We start from the raw sequence: 19,873 nt of genomic DNA on the forward strand, positions 1-19,873 counted from the left end.
TATCTACCATACACATGCAATGCCCAGGAGATCCGCCAGCGTTCCTGCCACCACACGCGTGGCGAGGGCGAGATCGCGCAGGCTCACGCGCTCGTCCGCACGATGTCCGCGCGCATCCGCGAGGTGGCGCGGCCCCGCACCGTACATGATGACCGGAATGCCGAAGGATGCGAAGTGCCGCGCGTCCGTGTACAGCGGCACCCCCTCTGCCGGAAGGTGTTCGCCGATGACAGCGAGGGCATTCCGTTCAAGCGCTTCGTGAAGTGGCGTGCCAAGGGCAAGGGGGCGTAAGCTTTCGGCGCGCAACAGCTGCGTCACCTCACAGCGGACGTCCGGGAACGGACGAACGCTCTCCGCGATGACAGCTCGCAGCTCTGCCTCGACGAGATCCAGATCCTCTTCGGGAATGACACGGCGATCCAGCCGGATCACGCACGCGTCTGGCACGACGTTGGTGTGGATGCCGGCGTGGCAGGTGCCCACCACCAGCGTGGGCCGTTCAATGCCCGGCACGCGCGAACGAAGGGTGCCGATCTCGTCCCGATACCGATACAGGCGAGTCAACAAGGCGTTCCCCGCCTCCAGCGCATCCGCGCCGAGATGGGGCATGGCCGCATGGGCGGATCGCCCCGTGAGCCGGACTTCCAGGTGCAAACAGCCGTTGTGTGCCACGCCCAGGGTGTACGTCGAACCCGCGCACAGGGCGTAATCGGGCGCAATCGCGCCCCGCTCCAACAGCCGGCGAGGGCCGAGATGACCGCCAGTCTCCTCGTCCATATTGAAGACCAGCGCGACTCGCCCGCACCCCGCCGCGCCGAGGCGTTTCACCGCGAGCGCCGCAAACGTGTAGACCGCGATGTCGGATTTGGATACGGCCGCTCCCCGCCCGTAGAGATAGCCGCCGTCGATCACGCCTCCATAGGGTGGGTACGTCCAGCCAAGGCCCGGAGGCACCACGTCGCCATGCGCGTTCAGGACCACTTCAGGCCCTCCGCCCCCGAACGACAGCCTGGCGACGACACTGCCGGCGGCCACCTGCCCATAACGAGCAGCCTCTTCTCCCTCGACGAGATCGACCTCTACGGATTCGATGCCGAGCCGCTCCAAGGACACCTTCAACATCTCCAGCATGGATCGCGCGTCGCCAGGCGGATTGTCCGTCGGCGTTTGCACCAGGGACTGAAGAAACGCCACCTCCTCGCTCATCGCGTCGTCGACCAGCCGCCACAGATCAGGCTTGCACGGCATGGCTCGGCACCCCCGTTTCCCCAAAGGCCCGCCGCATCACCCGCTTGGCGGATCGGTCGGCTCGCTTCAGAACGTCGCCGCGATCGAGCGTCAGAACCACGCCGCCCTCCATCACGATCCGCCCGTGAATGATGCTCATGACCACGTTGTCGCGCGTCGCCGAGTAGACCACGCGGCTCACGGGATCCACGCCGACGGAGGGATAGGTGTGAAAGTCGCGGAGATCCAACAGAATGATGTCCGCGAGCTTGCCGGGTTCGAGGCTCCCAATTTCGCTCGCGAGACCGGCCACGTGCGCACCTCCCACGGTTGCCATGCGCAAAACGTCGCACGCCGACAGCGCCAGCGCACCGCGCGTCACCTTCTGCAACATCGCGGCATACCGCATCTCGTGGAACATGTCGAGATTGTTATTGCAGGGCGCTCCATCGGCACCCAGGCCCGTTTGGCAGCCCGACGACAAGAGCGCGGGAACATCGGCGATCCCAGAAGCCAATTTGCAATTGGAACCGGGGCAATGAGCGACGCGCACGCCGCGGCGCACCAGTATTTGGCGCTCATGCTCATCCAGCCAGACGCAGTGAGCCAGGATGAGCCGTTCGTTCGCCAGACCCAGGTGGTCCAGATAGGCCACGTTGCGCATGCCTCGGCTGGCCTCCACGAGTGCGATCTCGTCCCGATTTTCGGCCGCGTGCGTGTGGACGTCGACCTGGTACTTGAGGGACAAATCGCGAACCGCCGTGAGCAATGGCTCTGTGCACGACAACACGAAGCGCGGGCAGAACGCGTACCGAATGCGCGACTCGTCTCGGCCGTGCCACGCCTCAAGCAGGCGCACACTCTCCTCCAGCGAAGCCTCCGTCGTCTCCTGCAGCCCGGGTGGCACGCCTTCTCCGTCATCCATCATGGCCTTGCCAGAGACGGCACGAATGCCCGTCTCTCGAATGGCGTGAAAAGCAGCCTCCGTGTGGTGCACCGTCTCCATGTCCACGATGGTCGTGGTCCCGCTCCGAATCAATTCGCCGATTCCGAGCATGGCGGAGTCATAGACCGACTCCTCGTCGTGCGCCGCTTCGAGCGGCCAAATTCTCGTTCTGAGCCAATCCAAGAGTTCCAGGTCATCCGCCATGCCGCGGAACAAGGTCTGACAAAGGTGAACGTGCGTCTGCACAAATCCCGGCATCGCGACGAGCCCCTTCGCCGAGATGACGCGATCGACATCGCCCGGGTGTCCCACATCGCCCACAGCAGCGATTCGCGAGCCATCGATGAGCAAGTCTCCTTGGACGATCTCGTCACGAGCATTCATCGTGATGATCTGCGCGTCGTGAATCCAAATCCGCATGGCCGACCTCCTGCGCGCCAGTGGCGCAAACCGATTTCCGTCGAGGATAGCAGATGGTGAGCACCTTGCGTGAGATATATTGACCAAAATGAGGCTCTTCGTTTTTGGAATCCGCATTGCGTGAGATGTATTGACGCAAACAATCGTCGCTCTGTACAATCGCAGCAAGTTGCGTGGCGAGGTGAGGACAACGAGTATGACACCAGGTGCGTGGCAAGAACTGAAGAAAGCCTCCTTCTTGGAGATCTACGGAGACTGCTTCGAACACTCCCCGCACTTCGCCGCCCGCTTGTATGACCTCGGCCCATTCTCCGATTGGGCGGAGGTCGATCGCGCCGTGCGTTCCGTCGTGTTCCAGGCCCCGCAGCCTGAGCAGGAGGCGCTGATTCAGGCGCACCCTCGCCTCGGCGAACAAAGTCCCATGAGCGCGTTGTCCTCACAAGAGCAGCGCAGGTCGGGACTCGCGAGCCTTGACCCCGAGCGAGCAGCCGAACTTCAACAGCTGACGCGAACGTACGAAGAAAAGTTCGGATTCCCCTTCGTCCTCTGCGTACACGGAAAGCAAACCGAGGAAATCCTCGAATCCGTCCGCGAGCGCCTGAACCAGACACAGGAAGCCGAATTTCAGCGAGCCTTGGAAGAAATATGTTGTATCGCACTTCAACGCCTGAAGGCGCGAAGCGCTGTGACGCGATCGTGAAGGAGGTCATGAGGATGGAGAGCCACTCTCCGCTCGGCATCTACTACGGAAAAGACGATGTCTACGTGTATCGCACGTGCCACACACCCCTTCGCGCCTGGACGCGGATTCACGAATCGCCTGTCGAATTCCGCGATCAGACCGTCTTTGGCGCTCGGGTCCGAATGGCCGTCGAAGGCGACGCGTTCCTGCCGTCGTTTCGCGACGGAGACAATCGGGACGTGATCGCCACGGACTCGATGAAAAATTTTCTGCTTCGGCACGCCGCACTGTATGAAGGCCCTTCGCTCGACGGTTATCTGGCGTTTGCAGGGCGCTGCTTTCTCGAAACGTATCCTCACGTGCGCGCCGTAGAGCTCTACGCGGACGAACAAGTGTTTCGTCCGGTCCCCGTGCCTGGAGCGGAAGGATTCGAGGACAGCACCCTCGTCTTTCTCCACAGCCGCAACGAATGGTCCACCGCCGAACTCCGCATGGAACGTCATCCGGACGGGAGCCCATTCGTGGTGTGGCATCGCTCCGGCCTAGACGGTCTGCACCTGATTAAGATTCGCGGCAACTCGTTCGTCGGCTACATCCGCGACGAATACACCACCTTGCCCGAGGACTCCAACCGACCGCTGTACGTGTTTCTCAGCGCTCGATGGACGTACGTCGATCCGCTGAGCGCGCTTTCGAATCAAGCGACAGGGTACATCCTTGCGGAGCAAATCCGCGACCTCGCAGGAGCCGTCTTCCACGCCCTGGACACCCGGTCCATCCAACACCTGATCCACCGGATCTGCGCGCTGGCGCTGCTCCGTTTCCCGCAGCTCGAGTCCATCACGTTCCAATCGCAGAACCGGACGTGGGAGCGCATTGTCGAAACAGCAGACGGACGCGGACAAGTCTATACCGAGCCCCGCCCGCCTTTCGGCTTTCAGGGGATCACCATGACGCGAGCCGACCTAGCGGAACAGTGGCCACACTTCGAGGCAGAATGGGAGACCGCGACATGATGAGCGGATGCATCACAACGCACATTCTCGATCTCGCCCGAGGGCTTCCCGCGGGCGGGATCGAGGTGGAACTCTGGCGTCTTGTGCCACAGAGGGAACCTTATCGAGTGTGCAAGTGCAGGACCGGACCCGATGGCCGTCCACCCCAGCCCTTGTCAGAAGGGCACGCTATCGAAACAGGCGAGTACGAAATCGTTCTTCACACGAAGGCGTACTACGCAGCAACAGGCGGGTTATTCAGCGCAGAAACCATATTCCCCGTCGCGCGCGTTCGATTCCACGTCAACGATCCTTCACAGCACTATCACATCCCTGTCCTCATCACCCCATCCAGCTTCACGGCGTATCGGGGCAGTTAGCCCCATACGCCGGACACTCGCTGGGCCTGTGGATCCACGCGAGTCATCAGCCGATGAATGTGCAGCGCCAACCGGATCTGCAGCGTCGCATCAGGGTCTTTCAGCGACAGCTTACACAACTGCTCGCATTTGCCGAGGCGGTATAAAACTGTATTTCGATGCAAGTACAGCTGCTTTCCTGTTTCCGCCACGTTTCCGTGCAAATCCAGAAACGTTGCCAACGTGTGAAGCAGTACATCTCGCTCGTCCGCTGGTAGCGCAAGAATGGGCCCCAGGACAGCCTCGCGGAATTCGCACAACTTTTCGTACGGAAGAAGATGTACGAGATCCGAGAGGTTTCGCACGCCGGCCCTCGCAATGACGGGGCGATCTCCCGCTCGGCGCTGTTCTTCTTCCAAGGTGCTCCATGCTTCTTTCAGCGAGCGCGCCAAGCCTTCCACATTGCCCACTGGATTGCCAATCCCAATCGACACGGGGTATCCCATGGCCATCCAGACCTGCGCCTGGAGGGCGCGAAACGTCCCCTCTTTTCCCGCCTGGTCCTGACTGGGAAGATGGCGGACGACGGCCACGTGTCGATTCCACAGGAAAACGGACACGTCTTCCCCCGCTTCCACAAGCCAGCGCTTGCTCCACTCCGCGAGCCGCTCCATTTCACGCGACCGCGGGATGGCCGGCCGGACCTGCCTGTCGCGAGACATCGCGAACGGTCTGAGAAGAACACATTGGTGCAGCGCGGCGCGGTGAATTCCGTATGGCTTGCCCGCCGTGACGATCTCGGCTTCGGTCGCGAGTTCAGCGGAAACCACCGCTTCGAAATACGATTCCGAGGCACGGCGCGCGCCGTCGCGAACCGCCTGGCGCTTCCCCATTTCCACAGAGAGGACGGGCATGACCTCAGCCATCATGCGCTGAAAGCCGGGCAGATGACTCACGCGTCCTCCGATAGCGATAAGATACGCACATGGGTGATCAATCCACACAGGAAAGGCCTCAATCTCGGTTCCTCGACTGCCACCTCGCACGCACATCCAGATGCACTTTCCGGGTTCGGCAGACACCGCCGCCCAACGAGCTGACAACACCTCCGTCTCTCCCGCCCCGTCACTCGCCACCAAACGTTCTCCCGTCCATTCCAACAAGGCGAACGGGCGACCGATAGCCCTTTCCAACGAGTTCAGGAGGTCGTCCAGGCTCCTCCCCTCCATCATCCATCTGGCAAACTCCTTCTGCGCTCGCATCGATTCCAACCATTCAGCTGCCCGCCGGTCCATCAGATGGGCAATACAAGCCGACACAATCTCCCCCAAAGCGTATGTGTTCGGCAATTCGATCAGCGGAAACGCCGCTTCACGTGCTGCGGCCACAACTTCTTCAGGGATCGAGAACCAAAAGCGCTGGGTTTTTAATGCAAGTCCTGCGCACCCCTTCTTCGCCATCTGGCGGACCAGTTCGACTAGCTTCTCGGTATCTCCTCGGAGAGCGTAAGCCGTTGTAACGAGAAGTTCATGAGGTTTTAGGAAGTCGAGAATATCAGGCGCATCCATCATGTTGACGGACTCGACCGTACGCCAACCTCCATCTTTCCCAGCAAGCCAACGGGCGCCTTCAAAAACCGGAAGTGCGAACAATTCCGAGACGCGCATTGCCCTTCCTCCTTATGTTATAAAACATAACGCAAAAATCAGGAACCCAACGGCTATATGCGAATTATACGATGATTTTCGCGGAATTTGAGTATAAGATCTATCGATTTTCTCACATTCATCCGATTACAATGAGGCTGAACTCAAACTTTGTCATGATCATTTACATCTTCATGAAAGGACGATGCCAGTGTACGACGTCGTTCTGCGCAACGGGCTCGTCGTGACGGAATCCAGTGCGCTGATGATGGATTTAGCCATTACCAATGGGCGGATTGCAGCAATTGGCTCCATTGAGGGCCGCGCGGCGGTGCAGGTGGACGTATCGGGGCACTGGGTGATGCCCGGCGTCATCGATGCACACGTGCACCTCAACGAACCTGGCACGGACTGGGAGGGATTTGAAACAGGCTCCCGCGCGCTGGCCGCAGGAGGGTGCACGCTGTTCGTGGACATGCCGTTGAATGGCGTCCCTCCGACGATCGACCCGTCGGCGCTCACGGAGAAGGTAGCGTGCGCAACGGGTAAGTCCGTCATCGACTTCGCATTCTGGGGTGGGCTGGTGCCTCGTCGCTTGGACCAGCTCGAGCCGCTCGCCGACGCAGGCGTTCTCGGGTTCAAGGCGTTCCTCTCCGCGCCAGGTGGTCCCAGCGCAGATCACGGCTATGTGCAAGTCGATGACGCAACGTTGTATGAAGGGATGCGCATTCTGGCCAGAGTGGGCCTTCCCTTGCTCTTGCACGCGGAGAACGGGGCCATTGCCGACGCAATCCGGAGTCAGTTGGAACGGGAGGGGCGCCTGACAGCCCGCGACTACGCAGCCTCGCGGCCCCCCGAAGTGGAGTGGGAAGCGGTGCAACGAGCGCTCACACTCGCCGAGGCGACGGGCTGCCGACTGCATTTCGTACATATCAGCACCCCGGAGTCTGTGCATCGAATTCAAGCGGCCAAGCGAAAGGGCTTGGACGTAACACTGGAAACATGCCCTCACTACCTTGCGCTGACGGTCGACGACTTTGAACGGCTCGGACCCGTGGCCAAGTGCGCACCACCCCTCCGCGATGAACAGACGCGCCTCGCACTTTGGGATCGCCTTCGTCGAGGACTCATCGACGACGTGGCGTCGGATCACTCGCCGTGTCCAATGGACATGAAACGGTCCGCATCCGGCAATTACTTCGAGGTTTGGGGTGGAATCGCCGGAGGACAGTCGACCCTGGAGGTCATGCTCGACGAAGGCCTGCGACAAGGACTGCGACTTGTAGACGTGGCCCGCCTCACCGCGGCGCATCCCGCCAAGCGGCTGGGCGTATATCCCCGAAAAGGTGTAATTCAAATTGGATCCGATGCCGATCTCGCCATCGTCAACCCGGCCGAGCGCTATACGCTGAGACCTGAACACCTGTTCCAACGCCATCGCCACAGCCCCTATATCGGCCGGACGTTCTCTTCGCGCGTGGTGCAAACGTGGTGCCGTGGCCATTTGGTGTATCAGGCACACGGAGAGCCCACGTTTCCAACCGCAGGCATTGGCCAATGGATTCGGTCCGCACACTCATCTCATGCGGAAAGGGCGTGAAAGCATGTCCATTTCTCACAAACCGAACTTGCGGCCGAGCGCTCAATCCTTGGGCCACGAAGCGGTGCAACTGCTGCATTCGTTGGCCCAATTCGGCAGCGTGCCGGAGGGCGGTATCACGCGCCTCGTCTACACCCCCGCGTGGCGGGAGGCACAGGCGTGGTTGGAACGAGAGATGACGTCCAGAGGACTCCTGACGTTCTGGGACGACGTGGGCAACCTCTACGGCCGCTCCGAACCGGCCTCTCCCGGTGGACCCCGCATCCTCACAGGCTCTCACGTCGACACGGTCCGCCAAGGCGGATGCTTTGACGGCGCTGCCGGAATCGTGGCGAGTCTCATCGCAGTCAGTTGGCTCCGAGCCACTTACGGCCCGCCCCACTTGCCGTTGGATGTCGTGTCCTTTGCGGAAGAAGAGGGGGTGCGCTTCCCCGTCGCCTTTTGGGGATCGTCGAACGCCTTGGCAGCGGCAGAAGGCCGCGAACCTACTCCCCTGCCTCGCGTGCTCGATGAGTACGGGATCGACATCGAGCGCGCCATCCGGGACGCGAATCTACCTCCCTCATCCCAGCGATCCCGACAACCGGTCGGCGCCTATGTGGAACTTCACGTGGAGCAGGGCTCGAAGCTCGAGGAGGCCGGCGTGGATATTGGTGTCGTCACGGCGATCGTCGGCCAACGGCGTTATTGGGTCGAAGTCGTGGGACGCGCGGGGCACGCGGGGACGATGTCGATGCAAGCGAGAGTCGATGCGATGGCATGCGCTTGCAGTCTGCTGAACGAACTGCTCGAACGGGCCGCGGCCATTCCAGACCTTACGCTGACGGCGGGACAGTGGCATGTCGAACCTAACGCGGTCAACGTCATCCCTGGACGCGTGACATTTTCCTTAGATGTGCGCCATCCCTCCGAACGGCAGCTTGATCTGTTTGCCTGCGAAATCGAAAGCGTGTGCTCGAATATCGCCGCCGAGCGCCGAGCATCGGTGCGCTTGACCTCGTGGATGAAGCAGTCCCCCGTGCCGATGGATCCAACCATCATCGCATTGATCTCAAGCGCCGGCAACGACGCGGGGTGGAGCTCCATGCCCCTTCTCAGTGGAGCGGGCCACGACGCGCAGACGTTTGCTGGCAGCGTGCCGAGCGGGATGATTTTTGTCCCGAGTCGAGGCGGCGTCAGCCATGCGCCGGATGAATTCACATCGAGCGACGCGCTCGGGCGCGGAATTGAGGTCCTCATCCGCGTGCTCTACGCGCTGGCGTACGAGACGTATCTCCCCTAAACCAAGCGCCCTTGTCAGCGACGCGGGCCGCCTTCCGGCGGCCCACTGTCATGTTTCCAGCCGCTATCCTTTGTCCCCGTGGTCCGTTTCCTCAATCACACGTCGCACCGCGCGCAGAATCGGTAGATATCCGGTGCATCGGCACAGGTTTCCGGACAGCCAAACGCGTATATCCTCTTCGCTTGGCGACGGCAAGGCGTGAAGCAGGGCCCGAACCGCCATTACCATCCCCGGCGTGCAGTAGCCACACTGAAGGGCCCCTTCCTCCACAAACGCATGCACAATGCGGTCAGCTTCGGGATCGCCCGCGCCTTCGATGGTGACCACAGACCGCCCCCGCAGCCGAAACATCGGCGTCATGCAGGCGAGTGCGGGGCGCCCATCCACCTCGACGGTGCAAGCTCCACATCTTCCGATCCCGCACGAAATCTTAGTGCCCATCATTCCAAGTTCGTCCCGCAACACGCGCACGAGCGACGTACAGGGCGGCGCCTTCACCATCACCGGCTTTCCATTCAGGACGAACTCGACGCGATCCGCTCCCGGCCCCAGGACGTCGATTCCTTCGAGGCATCGCTTGGCATCCACCGCCACAAGGTCTCCCCCCTCTTCGCCATCTCGGCGAGAAGCACATCCTGACGAACCGGCAACGCCGTAATCCATACGCCTATCGCGTCGTGAATGGCCGCCGCAATGGCCGGTGCGACGGCCACCGTGCCGATCTCCCCCACGCCGCGCGGTCCGTGACCGTCCTCCACCTTTGGGATGATAGCCTCCAGTTCCATCTCCGGCACATCCAACGCCGTGGGAATGAGGTACGTATCCAGATTGCGCGTGACGTAACGCCCCTCGTCCATCAGCGCATCTTCCATGAGCGCGAATCCCATCCCCATGACGCCACCGCCTTCAATCTGCCCCACATACCCCATTGGGTTCACCACGCCGCCAGCCCACACGCCTTGGTGCAGGCCAGTCACGCGCACCTCTGCGGTCAGCAGATCCACGTCGACCTCGGCCACCACCCCGGCGAACGAGTAGAGGTAGTGAGCGCCATCCTGAGCCCACGTGTCCGGCGTCACGGGAAAATGGGATGCAATCTCGACCTCCGGCAAGTCGTCTCCTGCGGCGGCCGCGAGATCCGCGTACGACGCCACGAGGCGCCCGGCGTTGCGCTCGTGCACGCCTCCGGGTCCCAGGCGGAGGTCTGACTCGCGGCGCTCGGCAACACGAGCCGCGAGGGACAACATCTTCGACTCCCAGTCGGGTCGAATACGCTTGAGCGTGTGCCACACCATGCCCGTCGCCCGAGAGGCCGTGGATGAACCTGATCGCGGCACCCGAGACGTATCGCCGAGCACCACCTCCACGTCTTCAACCGCACAATCGAGCAACTCCGCGGCCAGGAGCGGGATGGCGGCAATGACGCCTTGACCGCACTCCTCAAACCCAAACGCGAGTTCAATCTTCCCATGACGCGTCAAACGCACCCGGCCCCCAGTGTGATCCGGCCGCCGCAGTCCCAGCCCCCCGCCGTGCATCGTGACAGCGATGCCTATCCCTCGGCGATGGTAGGCGGACGCACTGGTTACGGTATGCCGCGACTGAACCTCCGCGCGCTTCCGCTCCACAAAGGCGAGGACTTCGTCCGCACCTTCCGTCGGCGCGATGGTTTGGCCAAGTGGCCCGCAATCCGAATGGGCGCGAAAGTTGCGCCTGCGAACTTCGAGCGGGTCTATGCCCAGTGCGTCCGCCAACCGGTCCATCTGTCCTTCAAGTGCAAACGTCACCTGGTTCCCGCCGAAGCCGCGAAACTCTCCGGCCACGCCGCAATTGGTATGCACCGAGTAACCGCGCACGCGGACGTGATCGATGATGTAAGGACCGGTGGCATGCTCCACCGCGAAATCAAGCACCGCCGGGCCCAGCGTCGCGTACGCGCCCGTGTCAGCCACGATGCGGACGTCGTGCGCGAGGATGCGGCCGTCCCGAGCGGCTCCCGTGCGCATCCAGATTCGCATGGGATGGCGCTTCAGCCCCGAGCGAACGGACTCCGCCCGGGATTGGTGAATTTTCACGGGCTTCCCGGTTGCGAGCGCGAGCAGTGCCAGATACGGCTGGACGTTCAGCTCATCTTTGCCCCCAAACGAACCGCCAATGGGGCTCGACACGATGCGAATGCGTTCCTCAGGCCAGCCAAGGATGCGGGCCAACTGGGCGCGATCGCCATAGCCGTGCTGCGTTGGGGCGTACAACGTGAGTGACCCATCCGGCTCGGGTATACACATGCCGCCCTCGGTCTCCATATAGGTGTGCATTTGGCGGGGCGTCTCGTACACCGCTTCGACGATCACGGCCGACGCGGCAAACCCTTGCGTCACGTCGCCTCGCGAAAATGTCCTGCGATGCAGCAGGTTGCCTGTCGGATGGAGTTTGACGGACGTTCGCCTCAGCGCTTGCTCTGGCTGGGCGACCACCGGAAGAGGCTCGTATTCCACTTGGATGGCCGCGAGCGCTTGTTCGAGCGAAGCACGGGAATCCGCCGCAACCGCGGCGAGAACGTCGCCCACGTACCGAATGCGGTCTTCACAGAACACAGGTTGATCCTGGATCACGATTCCGTATCGATTCAGTCCTGGGACGTCGCGCCATGTGAGCACAGCGCGAACTCCTGGGATCTGCTGCGCACGAGATGTATCGATATGGCGGATGCGCGCATGGGGATAGTCACTTCGCAGCACGCCGCCAATCAGCATGCCGGGATGATGCAGATCCGTCAGATACCGCATACGTCCGCGGGCCTTTTCCCAGCCGTCCGGGCGCGGAATCCATGTTGGTAAGCTGCGAAGTTGGTCGCGATCCACCGCTCACCCCTCCTCCAGCGCACTTGCCACAAACGCGGTCACCAGATTCGCCACTACGACTCGCCGATATTCGGCAGTGGCGAACGCGTCGTCATAGGTCCACATTTCCGACTGAATCACGTGGTGAAGTTCGCGCAGGAGAGACGGCCGCAGTCGCTCTCCGCGAGCCAGAGCTTCGACCTTCGGGAGCCGGTGCGGCCAGTGTGCGCCTCCGCCCACAGCTACACGCAGGGCACCGACTGTGCAAGCATCGTCGACTTCAAGGGAGGCGGCAATGGTCACGAGCGCGGGTTGAAAACCAGCCCTCCGGCCGACCTTCCGCACAAAGTACCGAACGCGCTCCGATTCCTTCGGAATGTTCAACCTTGTGATCAACACATCGGCAGCAGTGTCGCGAGAGTTCAACCATTCGGAAACTGACTTTTCCTCCATCTCGCCTTCATTCCAAGTAAGTAAACTTGCTTGGGAGACGAGGAGGTAAGGCACCAAGTCGCCCTGTGCCGCGAGGTTTCCAATCAAGGTTGCCTGTTCGCGCAGAGCTGGAGCACCGACAAAGCGACACACCTCGTGCAGATGAGGCCAACGTCTGCGGACGGCGGAACTTCGTATCGCCTCCGCCAGCGTCACCCGCAGTCCCACTTGGAGCGCGTCGTCTGCTTCGACAGGCGCGCGGTCCTCGTTGGCAATGTCATCGACGCAGATCCATTCGCTCGGCACGGCATCTCCAGAAGCAGCGCGCAGCTGTAACCACGTCGAACCGGCCACGTAGCATGCGCTATCCCCGAATGCTTGTTTGCATGCCCACGCCTCGGCGAACGAGGTCGGCAGCCATACCCGTAGCTCTGTCACGCCCATCACCTCCCAGCGACATCCAAAGTGACGTCGCACGGGCGTAATCCGCCGGCGTGTCGACGTCGAAAATCAGGTAATCGTCCGACAACGCCCTGCGCACGTTGGACACAAGGCTCTGAGCGAGCAGCGGACCTAGGCCGCGATCGCCCGCGAGCTCGGCGCGAAGCTCCCAAACAAGCTCCGTTCGCACGATGAGGGGCGGCATCGGCGGGCCGTGGCCAAACGAGACATACCCCGCTTCGGCATGTCGCGAGAGCGCGTGGACGAGATCGTCCAACAGGGCGGACGTCACGAAAGGCTGATCGGCGAGGGCGAAGAGGAGCGCATCCGCGCCTAAACCGCGCGCGACTTCGACTCCGCAGCGCACGGATGCCGACAAGGGCAGACCGACGGGCACGACGCGAACATGCACCGGCTTGCGACTGAAGGGTAGCGTCAGTGAAGCGCGCCGAGTTTGAACCCAGACGACCTCGTTGACCTCGCTCTGCAGGAGCGACCGCAGCCCCCACTCGCCGAGCGGGGCATCCCCGAGCGGCAGCGACAGTTTGTCACAGCCCATTCGTGTGCTTCGACCTGCAGCGAGATACACGCCGACGACTTTCATTTCCATCCAGCCTCCGCCGTATCCATCAGAACGCCGCGGGCGTGAGCCTGCCTGCGCCCACTTTGGGTGTGAATGAGTTCTGCCACGATGCTCACGGCGATCTCGTCGGGCCCCTCTGCACCGATGGGCAGTCCCACCGGCGCGTGAACGCGGTGCCCATCCGGAAGATCAGAGAGCATTCGCGCTGCGCGCTTGCGCGACGCGAGGAGCCCCGTGTAGAACGGTGAAACGCGGGCGAGGTGGCGCAAAATCGCGAGATCGCGCTCATACTGATGCGTGATCACGAGGACGTGATCGTAGGACGACACCCTGGCGGCCGCGACCGCTTCCTCTGTGCCGGTCAGAAGGAGCTTTGCGTGCGGAAAGCGCGCCCGGCGCAGGAGTTCCTCCCGCCAATCCCACACCACCACGTCGAAGCCCGCGCGGTGCGCGAGAGACACAATCGGCGGCACATCCGGGTCGGCTCCGAAGATCACCAGGCGAGGACGGGGCTCATAGTACACGTCCCATTCGGTTTCGGCAGGCACGCCTACCGCAGGTTTGACGGGAACGCTGTAGCGAGCCACGAGGTGACCTCCGACGTCGCACATGACAGTCACGCATCCAAGCCCTCGATGCCACACGCGGCGGACGCGCGCAAGAGGAATGGACGACGGAGATGGCCATCCCGCATCCGCGCTTTGTAGGGCCCACGTTGCCAGGATGCCTTCAAACATGTGCGCGAGATCATCGGTCCACGGCTCCAATAGGACGGTCAGAACGCCGTCGCAACCGGCGCCCGGTCCAAAGCCGAGATCGTCCGTCCGGCGGAGGTCGTAGACAAGAAGTTGGGCGGTGTCGCGGACACCATCGGACTCCACTCGTGCGCGCAGATCTGCCTCAAGGCATCCTCCCGAGATGACGCCCAAGCTGCGGCCGTCGGGATGAAAGGCCATCAGCGCACCGGAAGGCAAGTAGGACGATCCGGCGACGTGCACGAGGCTCGCGACAGCCCAGTTCGATTCAGCGTGCAGACTGGAGAGAAAGCGAGGCACATACATCGCACTCACCCTGAAGGTATGAAATCTAACATGAAGGCGACGCTTTCGCGTCATTTTACGCGTGAACCCTCGACATTTCAATCACTATACGTCGCAATTCTTAACAAAAAGGTCGGCTGCACTTTTGTGAGATCCACCGAGTTCGGAAGTTACCTTTCGAAACTTTCAATGGTCGGGGTTGACAATGAGGCGTAAAATGTAAGAGGATGGTGAGGTGAACCCATGGAAACGCATGACATGCGCCGCGGGGTGGTGCACTCCCGCGTGACGCGGCTTCAGGCCATCGTGATGTGCTCTACACTCGGCCTGATCTGCGCCACCTATGTGGCCGTCGGAACACTCATCCGCAACCTACCGGCTCGTTCTCCAGAATGGTACTGGTTAGACCTTCCTGGTTTCGCACTGCTGGCTTGGGTCGCGGCCGCGTATGCCATGTGGCGAGGCGATGGCGAAGAAATCGCGATCCGTTGGCAAGAAGGTTCGCCTACCTGCGAGATCGCGGGAGGTTCCCATCAGGGGACTTGGACGGTGTTGGGCAAGTCGAGCAGCTCGAGCGACTGGGTGGCCGCAGTGATGTTCCTCACGGCGTGTGCCGCAGGCATAGCAGCCTTGGGCGTCAAGGAGCTTGTGCAGGCGCATGATGTCCACGGGATGGCGCAGGGCCTTCAGACGCTGTGTGATGCGGCGGGCCCCAGCCTGCTGATTCTCTTGAACTGGCCATTCCGTGCGAAGCCCTTTCGACACGTGGTGACCTTGCGGCGCGGTGCGGAGCGGATGCGCGTGTTCATTTGATTCGAAACGCTGAACGACCCGGCAAACGCGGTCGCTCACCGGTCACGCCAGTTCGTCCTCGATCCAAGTCAGGTACTTGCCAATGCGGGCATCCGGGTTGTGGCGCAAGGACTCGATGTCCTGCCGCACGGGAATCTTCCCTGCCATATAGAAGATGCGGGCCGCCGTCCCGACAGCCAAAGCGTCCTGCGACGGCATATCGCCGTAGCCGTGTTCAAAATGCGCCCAGCATTCCAAGGCGTCGGGCCGATTTTTGAGGTGCAGTTTGACCACGCCGAGATCGAGGGCCCTGTGTCCGTATCCGCATTCGTCGAAATCAAGACAATACCAGCTCGGCTCCCGCGCGACAATGTTTCCGAAATGAAGATCCGCGTGGATGAAGCGTCGATCCGGCTCGAGAGCGCGGAATCTCTTCTCGATTTCCTTCGCCACGGAGACACAACGCCTTTTGTTCACCGCGCTCAGTGACTCGAACTGAAGCAAATGGCGAAGCGGCTCTCGCACCGCGCGTTGAATATCGTACACGGGCCGATTCAAAGCCCAATTCTCGGGCTTCGATTGCATGATGGCGTCCGCGCCGCTGTGGAGCGCTTTCATCAATTCCCCAAGACGGCGATAGTCTTCGCTGGAGGGTCTCTCAGGCGATTCCCCTTCAATGAACTCAAAGACCGCGTACAAGCGTTCACCGTCTGAACCGACGAGCCGTGTGGCGAAGTCTCCTGCTGTATTCGCAATCACGTTGGGCACGTTGATGTCATTGCGCAGCGCACACATCCACGCAAGTTCGGCCAGTATCTCCTGTTCACGGTACCTTTCCCGTCGATAGCGCCTCAGAATGTATCGCATCCCTCGGGTTCGAACGAGAAACGTATCGTTCTCCCCCTGATGAAGCAACTGAAAGTCCGTGTCGTCCTGATGCCAGCCATACAAGGTTGCAAGCCTCAGCCTTTCTGGATGGCCTAAATGACCCGAGCTGCACGAAAACATGTCGTCACCTCTATTCCTCAGGCGATGGCGCGAATCCGTGCGCGACAGAATCGCGGTAACTCGCGTGGGGCGGGCAAGCCAAGCAAAAGGCGAACCGGGGCTCTCCCGGTCCGCCTCTCGTCTTCATTCCACCGTCACGCTCTTCGCCAGGTTCCGCGGCTTGTCGACGTCGTTCCCCCGCGCCACCGCGGCGTAGTACGCCAGCAGTTGCAGCGGAATCACCGCCGCCACGGGCGCGAGAAGCGGCATTGTCTTGGGCAAATAGATCACTTCGTCCACCGTCTTCTCGAGGTCCTCGTTGCCCACCCACGTGAGCCCGAGGACGAACGCGCCGCGCGCCTTCACCTCGACGATGTTCGACAGCGTCTTCTCGTACAGTTCCGACTGCATCGCGAGCGCAATGACCGGCACGCCATCCGTGATGAGCGCCAGCGTCCCGTGCTTCAGCTCGCCTGCCGCGTACGCCTCCGCGTGAATGTAGGAGATTTCCTTGAGCTTCAGCGCGCCTTCGAGCGACACCGCGTAGTCAATGCCTCGGCCGATGAAGAACGTGTCGTGCGCATCCTTGTACCGCTTCGCAAACGACTCAATTTGCGGCGCCGTGTCCAGCACCTGCTCCACGACCTGCGGCAGGTCGTCGAGCGCCGCCAGCACCTCGCGCGCCTTCTCCTCTGCGAGGGTGCCGCGGCTCAGGCCAAACCGCACGGCCAACAGATACAGCGCCACGAGCTGCGTGGTGTACGCCTTCGTGGAAGCCACGGCGATCTCCGGCCCCGCCCACGTGATGATGGTGCTGTCTGCCTCGCGCGCGGCTGAGCTGCCGACCACGTTCGTAATGGCCACCACGCGCACGCCGCGCTTCTTCATCTCCCGCATCGCCGCCAGTGTGTCCGCCGTCTCACCCGACTGCGTGATGGTGATGACGAGCGTGTTGTCTGTCACGATGGGATCGGAATACCGATACTCGGACGCGATCTCGACGTTGACAGGAATGCGCGCGAATGCCTCAATGGCGGCCTTGCCCACGAGGCCCGCGTGCCACGACGTGCCGCACGCGACGATGTGAATCCGGTCGATGGCCTGGATGTCCTCGTCCTCAAGGCCGAGTTCCGGAAGCTCCACGCGGCTGAGATCGTCCGACACCCGGCCGCGAAGGGTATCCCGAACCGCGCGCGGCTGCTCGTGGATCTCCTTCAGCATGAAGTGCGGATAGCCCCCGCGCTCCGCGCTGACGGCGTCCCAGGTGACGTGATACACTTCTTTCTTTACGGGCTCGCCGTCCAACGTGAAGCACTCGACCCCGTCGCGCCGCAGAACGGCCATTTCGCCGTCTTCCATCACGTAGATGTCGCGCGTGTATTCGAGAATGGCAGGGATGTCCGAGGCCACAAAGTTCTCCTTCTCGCCGAGGCCGATGATCATCGGGCTTGCGCGGCGAATGGCGACAATCTCGTCTGGATGGTCCTTCGCCATGACGACGAGCGCGTACGCGCCGCGGATCCGCTTGCCCACTGCGACCATGGTCTCGAACAGATCGCCGTTATACATCTCTTCAATGAGGTGCGCCACGACCTCCGTGTCGGTCTCCGACCGGAACTCGTGCCCGAGCGCCATCAGCTCTTCGCGCAACGAGAGGTAGTTTTCCACAATACCGTTGTGCACGATGGCGAATCGGCCGCTGCAGTCCTGATGCGGATGCGCGTTTTCGTCCGACGGCTTGCCGTGCGTCGCCCAGCGCGTGTGGCCGATGGCGACGTGGCCCGAGATGGGCATCTCCGCGAGCTTTTCTTCCAGATTCGACAGGCGGCCCACCGCCTTCACGATCCGGATGTTCCCGTCCGCCAGCGCAGCCACGCCGGCCGAGTCGTAGCCTCGATATTCGAGCTTCGCCAAGCCACCGACGACGACATCCTTGACATTCCTTGGGCCGATATAGCCGACGATTCCACACATGAAGCAGGTATCCTCCTTCATCCGATCTGCTCGCCTCTGTCCCACCGGTCGCCCGATGGATTTCAGGCTTCGCTTGCGGCGCGATCGGATTGGCGCCGGGAGGCATCCGCCGAATCTTTCGCCGACCTCCTCCGCGTCAACTCGGCCATAGCCGAGTCCAGGCGCTTGACATGCGCTGCGTATCAGATTCACAGCCCATGTGACATTCTACGAGAAAACGCCCATCCGGTTCCTCGCCTGGCATCCCTCCCTTCAGCGGACCTCACATAGGGTCACGCGCCGAGTTCCGCCTGGATGACCTGGACAATGTCGCCCACCACGCGGCGCAGAAGCTTCTCGTCCAGCCCCTCGACCATGACGCGCACGAGGTTCTCGGTCCCGGACTCGCGCACGAGCACGCGCCCGCTCTCGCCGAGATCGACCTCCGCTCTGCGCAGCGCGTCCTGAATGGACGCGTTGTCGCGCCAGGCGCGCTTGTCGCGCACGCGCACGTTCTCCAGGATCTGCGGGTAGCGGGTCATGACGCGGGACAGCTCAGACAGCCGCTTGCCGCTCTCCACCATGGTCTCCACCAGCTTCACGGCGGTCAGCATGCCATCGCCGGTGGTGGTGTGATCGAGGAGGATGATGTGGCCGCTCTGCTCGCCGCCGAGGGACGCGCCCTCCTCTCGCATCCGCTCCATGACGTACCGATCTCCCACGGCCGTGCGCAACACGGTGATGCCGAGATCGCTCATGGCCTTCACAAAACCGAGGTTCGACATGACCGTGGCGACGACCTTGTCCCCGCGCAATTCTCCCTTTTCCTTCATGGCACGTGCGAGAATGGCCATAATGAAGTCGCCGTCCGCCACTTCGCCATTCTCGTCCACCGCGATGCACCGATCCGCATCCCCGTCGAACGCGAGCCCCACGTCCGCCCCGTGCTGCAGCACCGCGCGCTGCACGATGTGCGGATGCGTCGAGCCGCAGTCGACGTTGATGTTCACGCCGTCCGGGTTCGCGTGGATGACCATGACGTCCGCGCCGAGCCGCCGGAACACCTCGGGCGCGATGAACGATGCTGCGCCGTTCGCGCAGTCGAGCACCACCTTGAGCCCGTCGAACCGCACGCGAGCGGCCTGCACCAGAAAGCGGGTGTACGCCTCCGCCGCTGGCTCGTCGTACATCCGGCCCACGCCGTCGCCGATGGGCCTCGGCAGCGTATCGGTTCCTTCGGTGAGCAGGGCCTCCATCCGCTCCTCCATCTCGTCCAGGAGCTTAAATCCGTCGCCACCGAAAAATTTGATGCCGTTGTCCGCCACCGGGTTGTGGGACGCCGAGATCATCACGCCCGCGTCGGCCCGCAGAAGCCGCGTCAGATGAGCCACGCCAGGCGTGGAGATGACGCCGAGGCGGAGCGCATCCACGCCCATCGACAGAATGCCACTCACCAGCGCCGTTTCCAACATGTCACCGGAGATCCGGGTGTCCTTGCCGACGACGATGCGCGATCCCGGCCGGCGCGCCGTCAGCACATACGCACCGACGCGCCCCAGCCGGAACGCAAGCTCCGGCGTGAGCTCCTGATTCGCCACGCCGCGCACGCCGTCCGTGCCAAACCACTTGCCCACCGATGCACGCTCCT

At 62.2% G+C, this 19,873-nt stretch carries 17 protein-coding genes; 6 read left to right on the forward strand and 11 right to left on the reverse strand.

From position 1 onward, the window contains the following. Nucleotides 1-3: 3 nt before the first annotated feature. Complete coding sequence (locus tag AMA01_RS01740) at nucleotides 4-1,248, reverse strand: M20/M25/M40 family metallo-hydrolase (protein WP_067846379.1); 1,245 nt, start codon at nucleotides 1,246-1,248, stop codon at nucleotides 4-6. Further along, nucleotides 1,232-2,593 carry a 5'-deoxyadenosine deaminase gene (locus AMA01_RS01745; RefSeq protein ID WP_067846381.1) on the reverse strand — a complete coding sequence of 454 codons (1,362 nt, stop codon included), beginning with the start codon at nucleotides 2,591-2,593 and terminating at the stop codon, nucleotides 1,232-1,234. The genes AMA01_RS01740 and AMA01_RS01745 overlap by 17 nt, the downstream gene beginning before the upstream one ends. Before the next feature lie 196 nt (nucleotides 2,594-2,789). On the opposite strand from AMA01_RS01745, the gene uraD reads away from it, so the two are divergent. Genes uraD through uraH form a run of 3 tightly spaced genes read left to right on the forward strand, consistent with a single transcriptional unit; the run spans nucleotide 2,790 to nucleotide 4,650 of the window. Continuing rightward, nucleotides 2,790-3,293 (forward strand): 2-oxo-4-hydroxy-4-carboxy-5-ureidoimidazoline decarboxylase, encoded by a 504-nt coding sequence (uraD, locus tag AMA01_RS01750; RefSeq protein WP_067846384.1) that lies wholly within the window; start codon nucleotides 2,790-2,792, stop codon nucleotides 3,291-3,293. A gap of 14 nt (nucleotides 3,294-3,307) precedes the next feature. After that, nucleotides 3,308-4,291 (forward strand): factor-independent urate hydroxylase, encoded by a 984-nt coding sequence (gene pucL / locus AMA01_RS01755; RefSeq protein WP_067846387.1) that lies wholly within the window; start codon nucleotides 3,308-3,310, stop codon nucleotides 4,289-4,291. Beyond that, on the forward strand, nucleotides 4,291-4,650 hold the full coding sequence (gene uraH, locus AMA01_RS14230; protein WP_376738329.1) for a hydroxyisourate hydrolase: 360 nt from the start codon (nucleotides 4,291-4,293) through the stop codon (nucleotides 4,648-4,650). Before pucL ends, uraH begins: the two co-directional genes overlap by 1 nt. Here uraH and AMA01_RS01765 read toward each other — a convergent pair. After that, nucleotides 4,647-6,296 carry a PucR family transcriptional regulator gene (locus AMA01_RS01765; RefSeq protein WP_067846393.1) on the reverse strand — a complete coding sequence of 550 codons (1,650 nt, stop codon included), beginning with the start codon at nucleotides 6,294-6,296 and terminating at the stop codon, nucleotides 4,647-4,649. The genes uraH and AMA01_RS01765 overlap by 4 nt on opposite strands. 184 nt (nucleotides 6,297-6,480) lie before the next feature. Between AMA01_RS01765 and allB the strand changes: the two genes are divergently transcribed. Both allB and AMA01_RS01775 read left to right on the forward strand, forming a co-directional pair. Continuing rightward, nucleotides 6,481-7,875 carry an allantoinase AllB gene (gene allB / locus AMA01_RS01770; RefSeq protein WP_067846396.1) on the forward strand — a complete coding sequence of 465 codons (1,395 nt, stop codon included), beginning with the start codon at nucleotides 6,481-6,483 and terminating at the stop codon, nucleotides 7,873-7,875. Between the two features lie 4 nt (nucleotides 7,876-7,879). Next, the gene (locus AMA01_RS01775; protein WP_067846399.1) at nucleotides 7,880-9,157 is read left to right on the forward strand and encodes a Zn-dependent hydrolase; all 1,278 of its coding nucleotides are present in this window, start codon (nucleotides 7,880-7,882) and stop codon (nucleotides 9,155-9,157) included. 63 nt (nucleotides 9,158-9,220) lie between these two features. On the opposite strand, the gene AMA01_RS01780 is transcribed toward AMA01_RS01775, so the two are convergent. Genes AMA01_RS01780 through AMA01_RS01800 form a run of 5 tightly spaced genes read right to left on the reverse strand, consistent with a single transcriptional unit; the run spans nucleotide 9,221 to nucleotide 14,514 of the window. Next, nucleotides 9,221-9,751, reverse strand: coding sequence for a (2Fe-2S)-binding protein (locus tag AMA01_RS01780; protein ID WP_197459971.1), 531 nt, complete (start codon nucleotides 9,749-9,751; stop codon nucleotides 9,221-9,223). Beyond that, complete coding sequence (gene pucD / locus AMA01_RS01785) at nucleotides 9,673-12,018, reverse strand: xanthine dehydrogenase subunit D (RefSeq protein ID WP_067846402.1); 2,346 nt, start codon at nucleotides 12,016-12,018, stop codon at nucleotides 9,673-9,675. Before pucD ends, AMA01_RS01780 begins: the two co-directional genes overlap by 79 nt. A gap of 3 nt (nucleotides 12,019-12,021) precedes the next feature. Then, on the reverse strand, nucleotides 12,022-12,867 hold the full coding sequence (locus tag AMA01_RS01790; protein WP_197459965.1) for an FAD binding domain-containing protein: 846 nt from the start codon (nucleotides 12,865-12,867) through the stop codon (nucleotides 12,022-12,024). Continuing rightward, nucleotides 12,794-13,480: a nucleotidyltransferase family protein gene (locus AMA01_RS01795; protein ID WP_082743878.1), complete on the reverse strand. Its 687-nt coding sequence runs from the start codon at nucleotides 13,478-13,480 to the stop codon at nucleotides 12,794-12,796. The genes AMA01_RS01790 and AMA01_RS01795 overlap by 74 nt, the downstream gene beginning before the upstream one ends. Then, a complete protein-coding gene (locus AMA01_RS01800) occupies nucleotides 13,471-14,514 on the reverse strand; it encodes an XdhC family protein (RefSeq protein ID WP_067846411.1) in 1,044 nt (347 codons plus the stop codon). The genes AMA01_RS01795 and AMA01_RS01800 overlap by 10 nt, the downstream gene beginning before the upstream one ends. Nucleotides 14,515-14,736: 222 nt before the next feature. Between AMA01_RS01800 and AMA01_RS01805 the strand changes: the two genes are divergently transcribed. Then, entirely contained in the window at nucleotides 14,737-15,306 is a 570-nt protein-coding gene (locus tag AMA01_RS01805; RefSeq protein WP_067846414.1) for a hypothetical protein, read from the forward strand. Between the two features lie 42 nt (nucleotides 15,307-15,348). Here the strand turns inward: AMA01_RS01805 and AMA01_RS01810 are convergent, their stop codons facing one another. The 3 genes from AMA01_RS01810 to glmM form a co-directional block, all read right to left on the reverse strand. Then, on the reverse strand, nucleotides 15,349-16,236 hold the full coding sequence (locus tag AMA01_RS01810; RefSeq protein WP_067846417.1) for a phosphotransferase enzyme family protein: 888 nt from the start codon (nucleotides 16,234-16,236) through the stop codon (nucleotides 15,349-15,351). Between the two features lie 180 nt (nucleotides 16,237-16,416). Beyond that, nucleotides 16,417-18,246 (reverse strand): glutamine--fructose-6-phosphate transaminase (isomerizing), encoded by a 1,830-nt coding sequence (glmS, locus tag AMA01_RS01815; RefSeq protein WP_067846420.1) that lies wholly within the window; start codon nucleotides 18,244-18,246, stop codon nucleotides 16,417-16,419. A gap of 272 nt (nucleotides 18,247-18,518) precedes the next feature. Further along, nucleotides 18,519-19,859, reverse strand: coding sequence for a phosphoglucosamine mutase (gene glmM, locus AMA01_RS01820; protein ID WP_067846423.1), 1,341 nt, complete (start codon nucleotides 19,857-19,859; stop codon nucleotides 18,519-18,521). Nucleotides 19,860-19,873: the final 14 nt, after the last annotated feature.

Origin of the sequence: Alicyclobacillus mali NBRC 102425 (genome assembly GCF_001570745.1) — a bacterium.
Taxonomy (GTDB): domain Bacteria; phylum Bacillota; class Bacilli; order Alicyclobacillales; family Alicyclobacillaceae; genus Alicyclobacillus; species Alicyclobacillus mali.

Bases quoted from the DNA above. Each gene is read 5' to 3' on its own strand.
- uraH (WP_376738329.1), top strand. From the start codon at position 4,291: ATGAGCGGATGCATCACAACGCACATTCTCGATCTCGCCCGAGGGCTT.
- AMA01_RS01800 (WP_067846411.1), bottom strand. From the start codon at position 14,514: ATGTATGTGCCTCGCTTTCTCTCCAGTCTGCACGCTGAATCGAACTGG.
- allB (WP_067846396.1), top strand. From the start codon at position 6,481: ATGCCAGTGTACGACGTCGTTCTGCGCAACGGGCTCGTCGTGACGGAA.
- pucL (WP_067846387.1), top strand. From the start codon at position 3,308: ATGGAGAGCCACTCTCCGCTCGGCATCTACTACGGAAAAGACGATGTC.
- AMA01_RS01745 (WP_067846381.1), bottom strand. From the start codon at position 2,593: ATGCGGATTTGGATTCACGACGCGCAGATCATCACGATGAATGCTCGT.
- AMA01_RS01765 (WP_067846393.1), bottom strand. From the start codon at position 6,296: ATGCGCGTCTCGGAATTGTTCGCACTTCCGGTTTTTGAAGGCGCCCGT.
- AMA01_RS01775 (WP_067846399.1), top strand. From the start codon at position 7,880: ATGTCCATTTCTCACAAACCGAACTTGCGGCCGAGCGCTCAATCCTTG.
- AMA01_RS01795 (WP_082743878.1), bottom strand. From the start codon at position 13,480: ATGGAAATGAAAGTCGTCGGCGTGTATCTCGCTGCAGGTCGAAGCACA.
- AMA01_RS01740 (WP_067846379.1), bottom strand. From the start codon at position 1,248: ATGCCGTGCAAGCCTGATCTGTGGCGGCTGGTCGACGACGCGATGAGC.
- glmS (WP_067846420.1), bottom strand. From the start codon at position 18,246: ATGTGTGGAATCGTCGGCTATATCGGCCCAAGGAATGTCAAGGATGTC.
- AMA01_RS01805 (WP_067846414.1), top strand. From the start codon at position 14,737: ATGGAAACGCATGACATGCGCCGCGGGGTGGTGCACTCCCGCGTGACG.
- uraD (WP_067846384.1), top strand. From the start codon at position 2,790: ATGACACCAGGTGCGTGGCAAGAACTGAAGAAAGCCTCCTTCTTGGAG.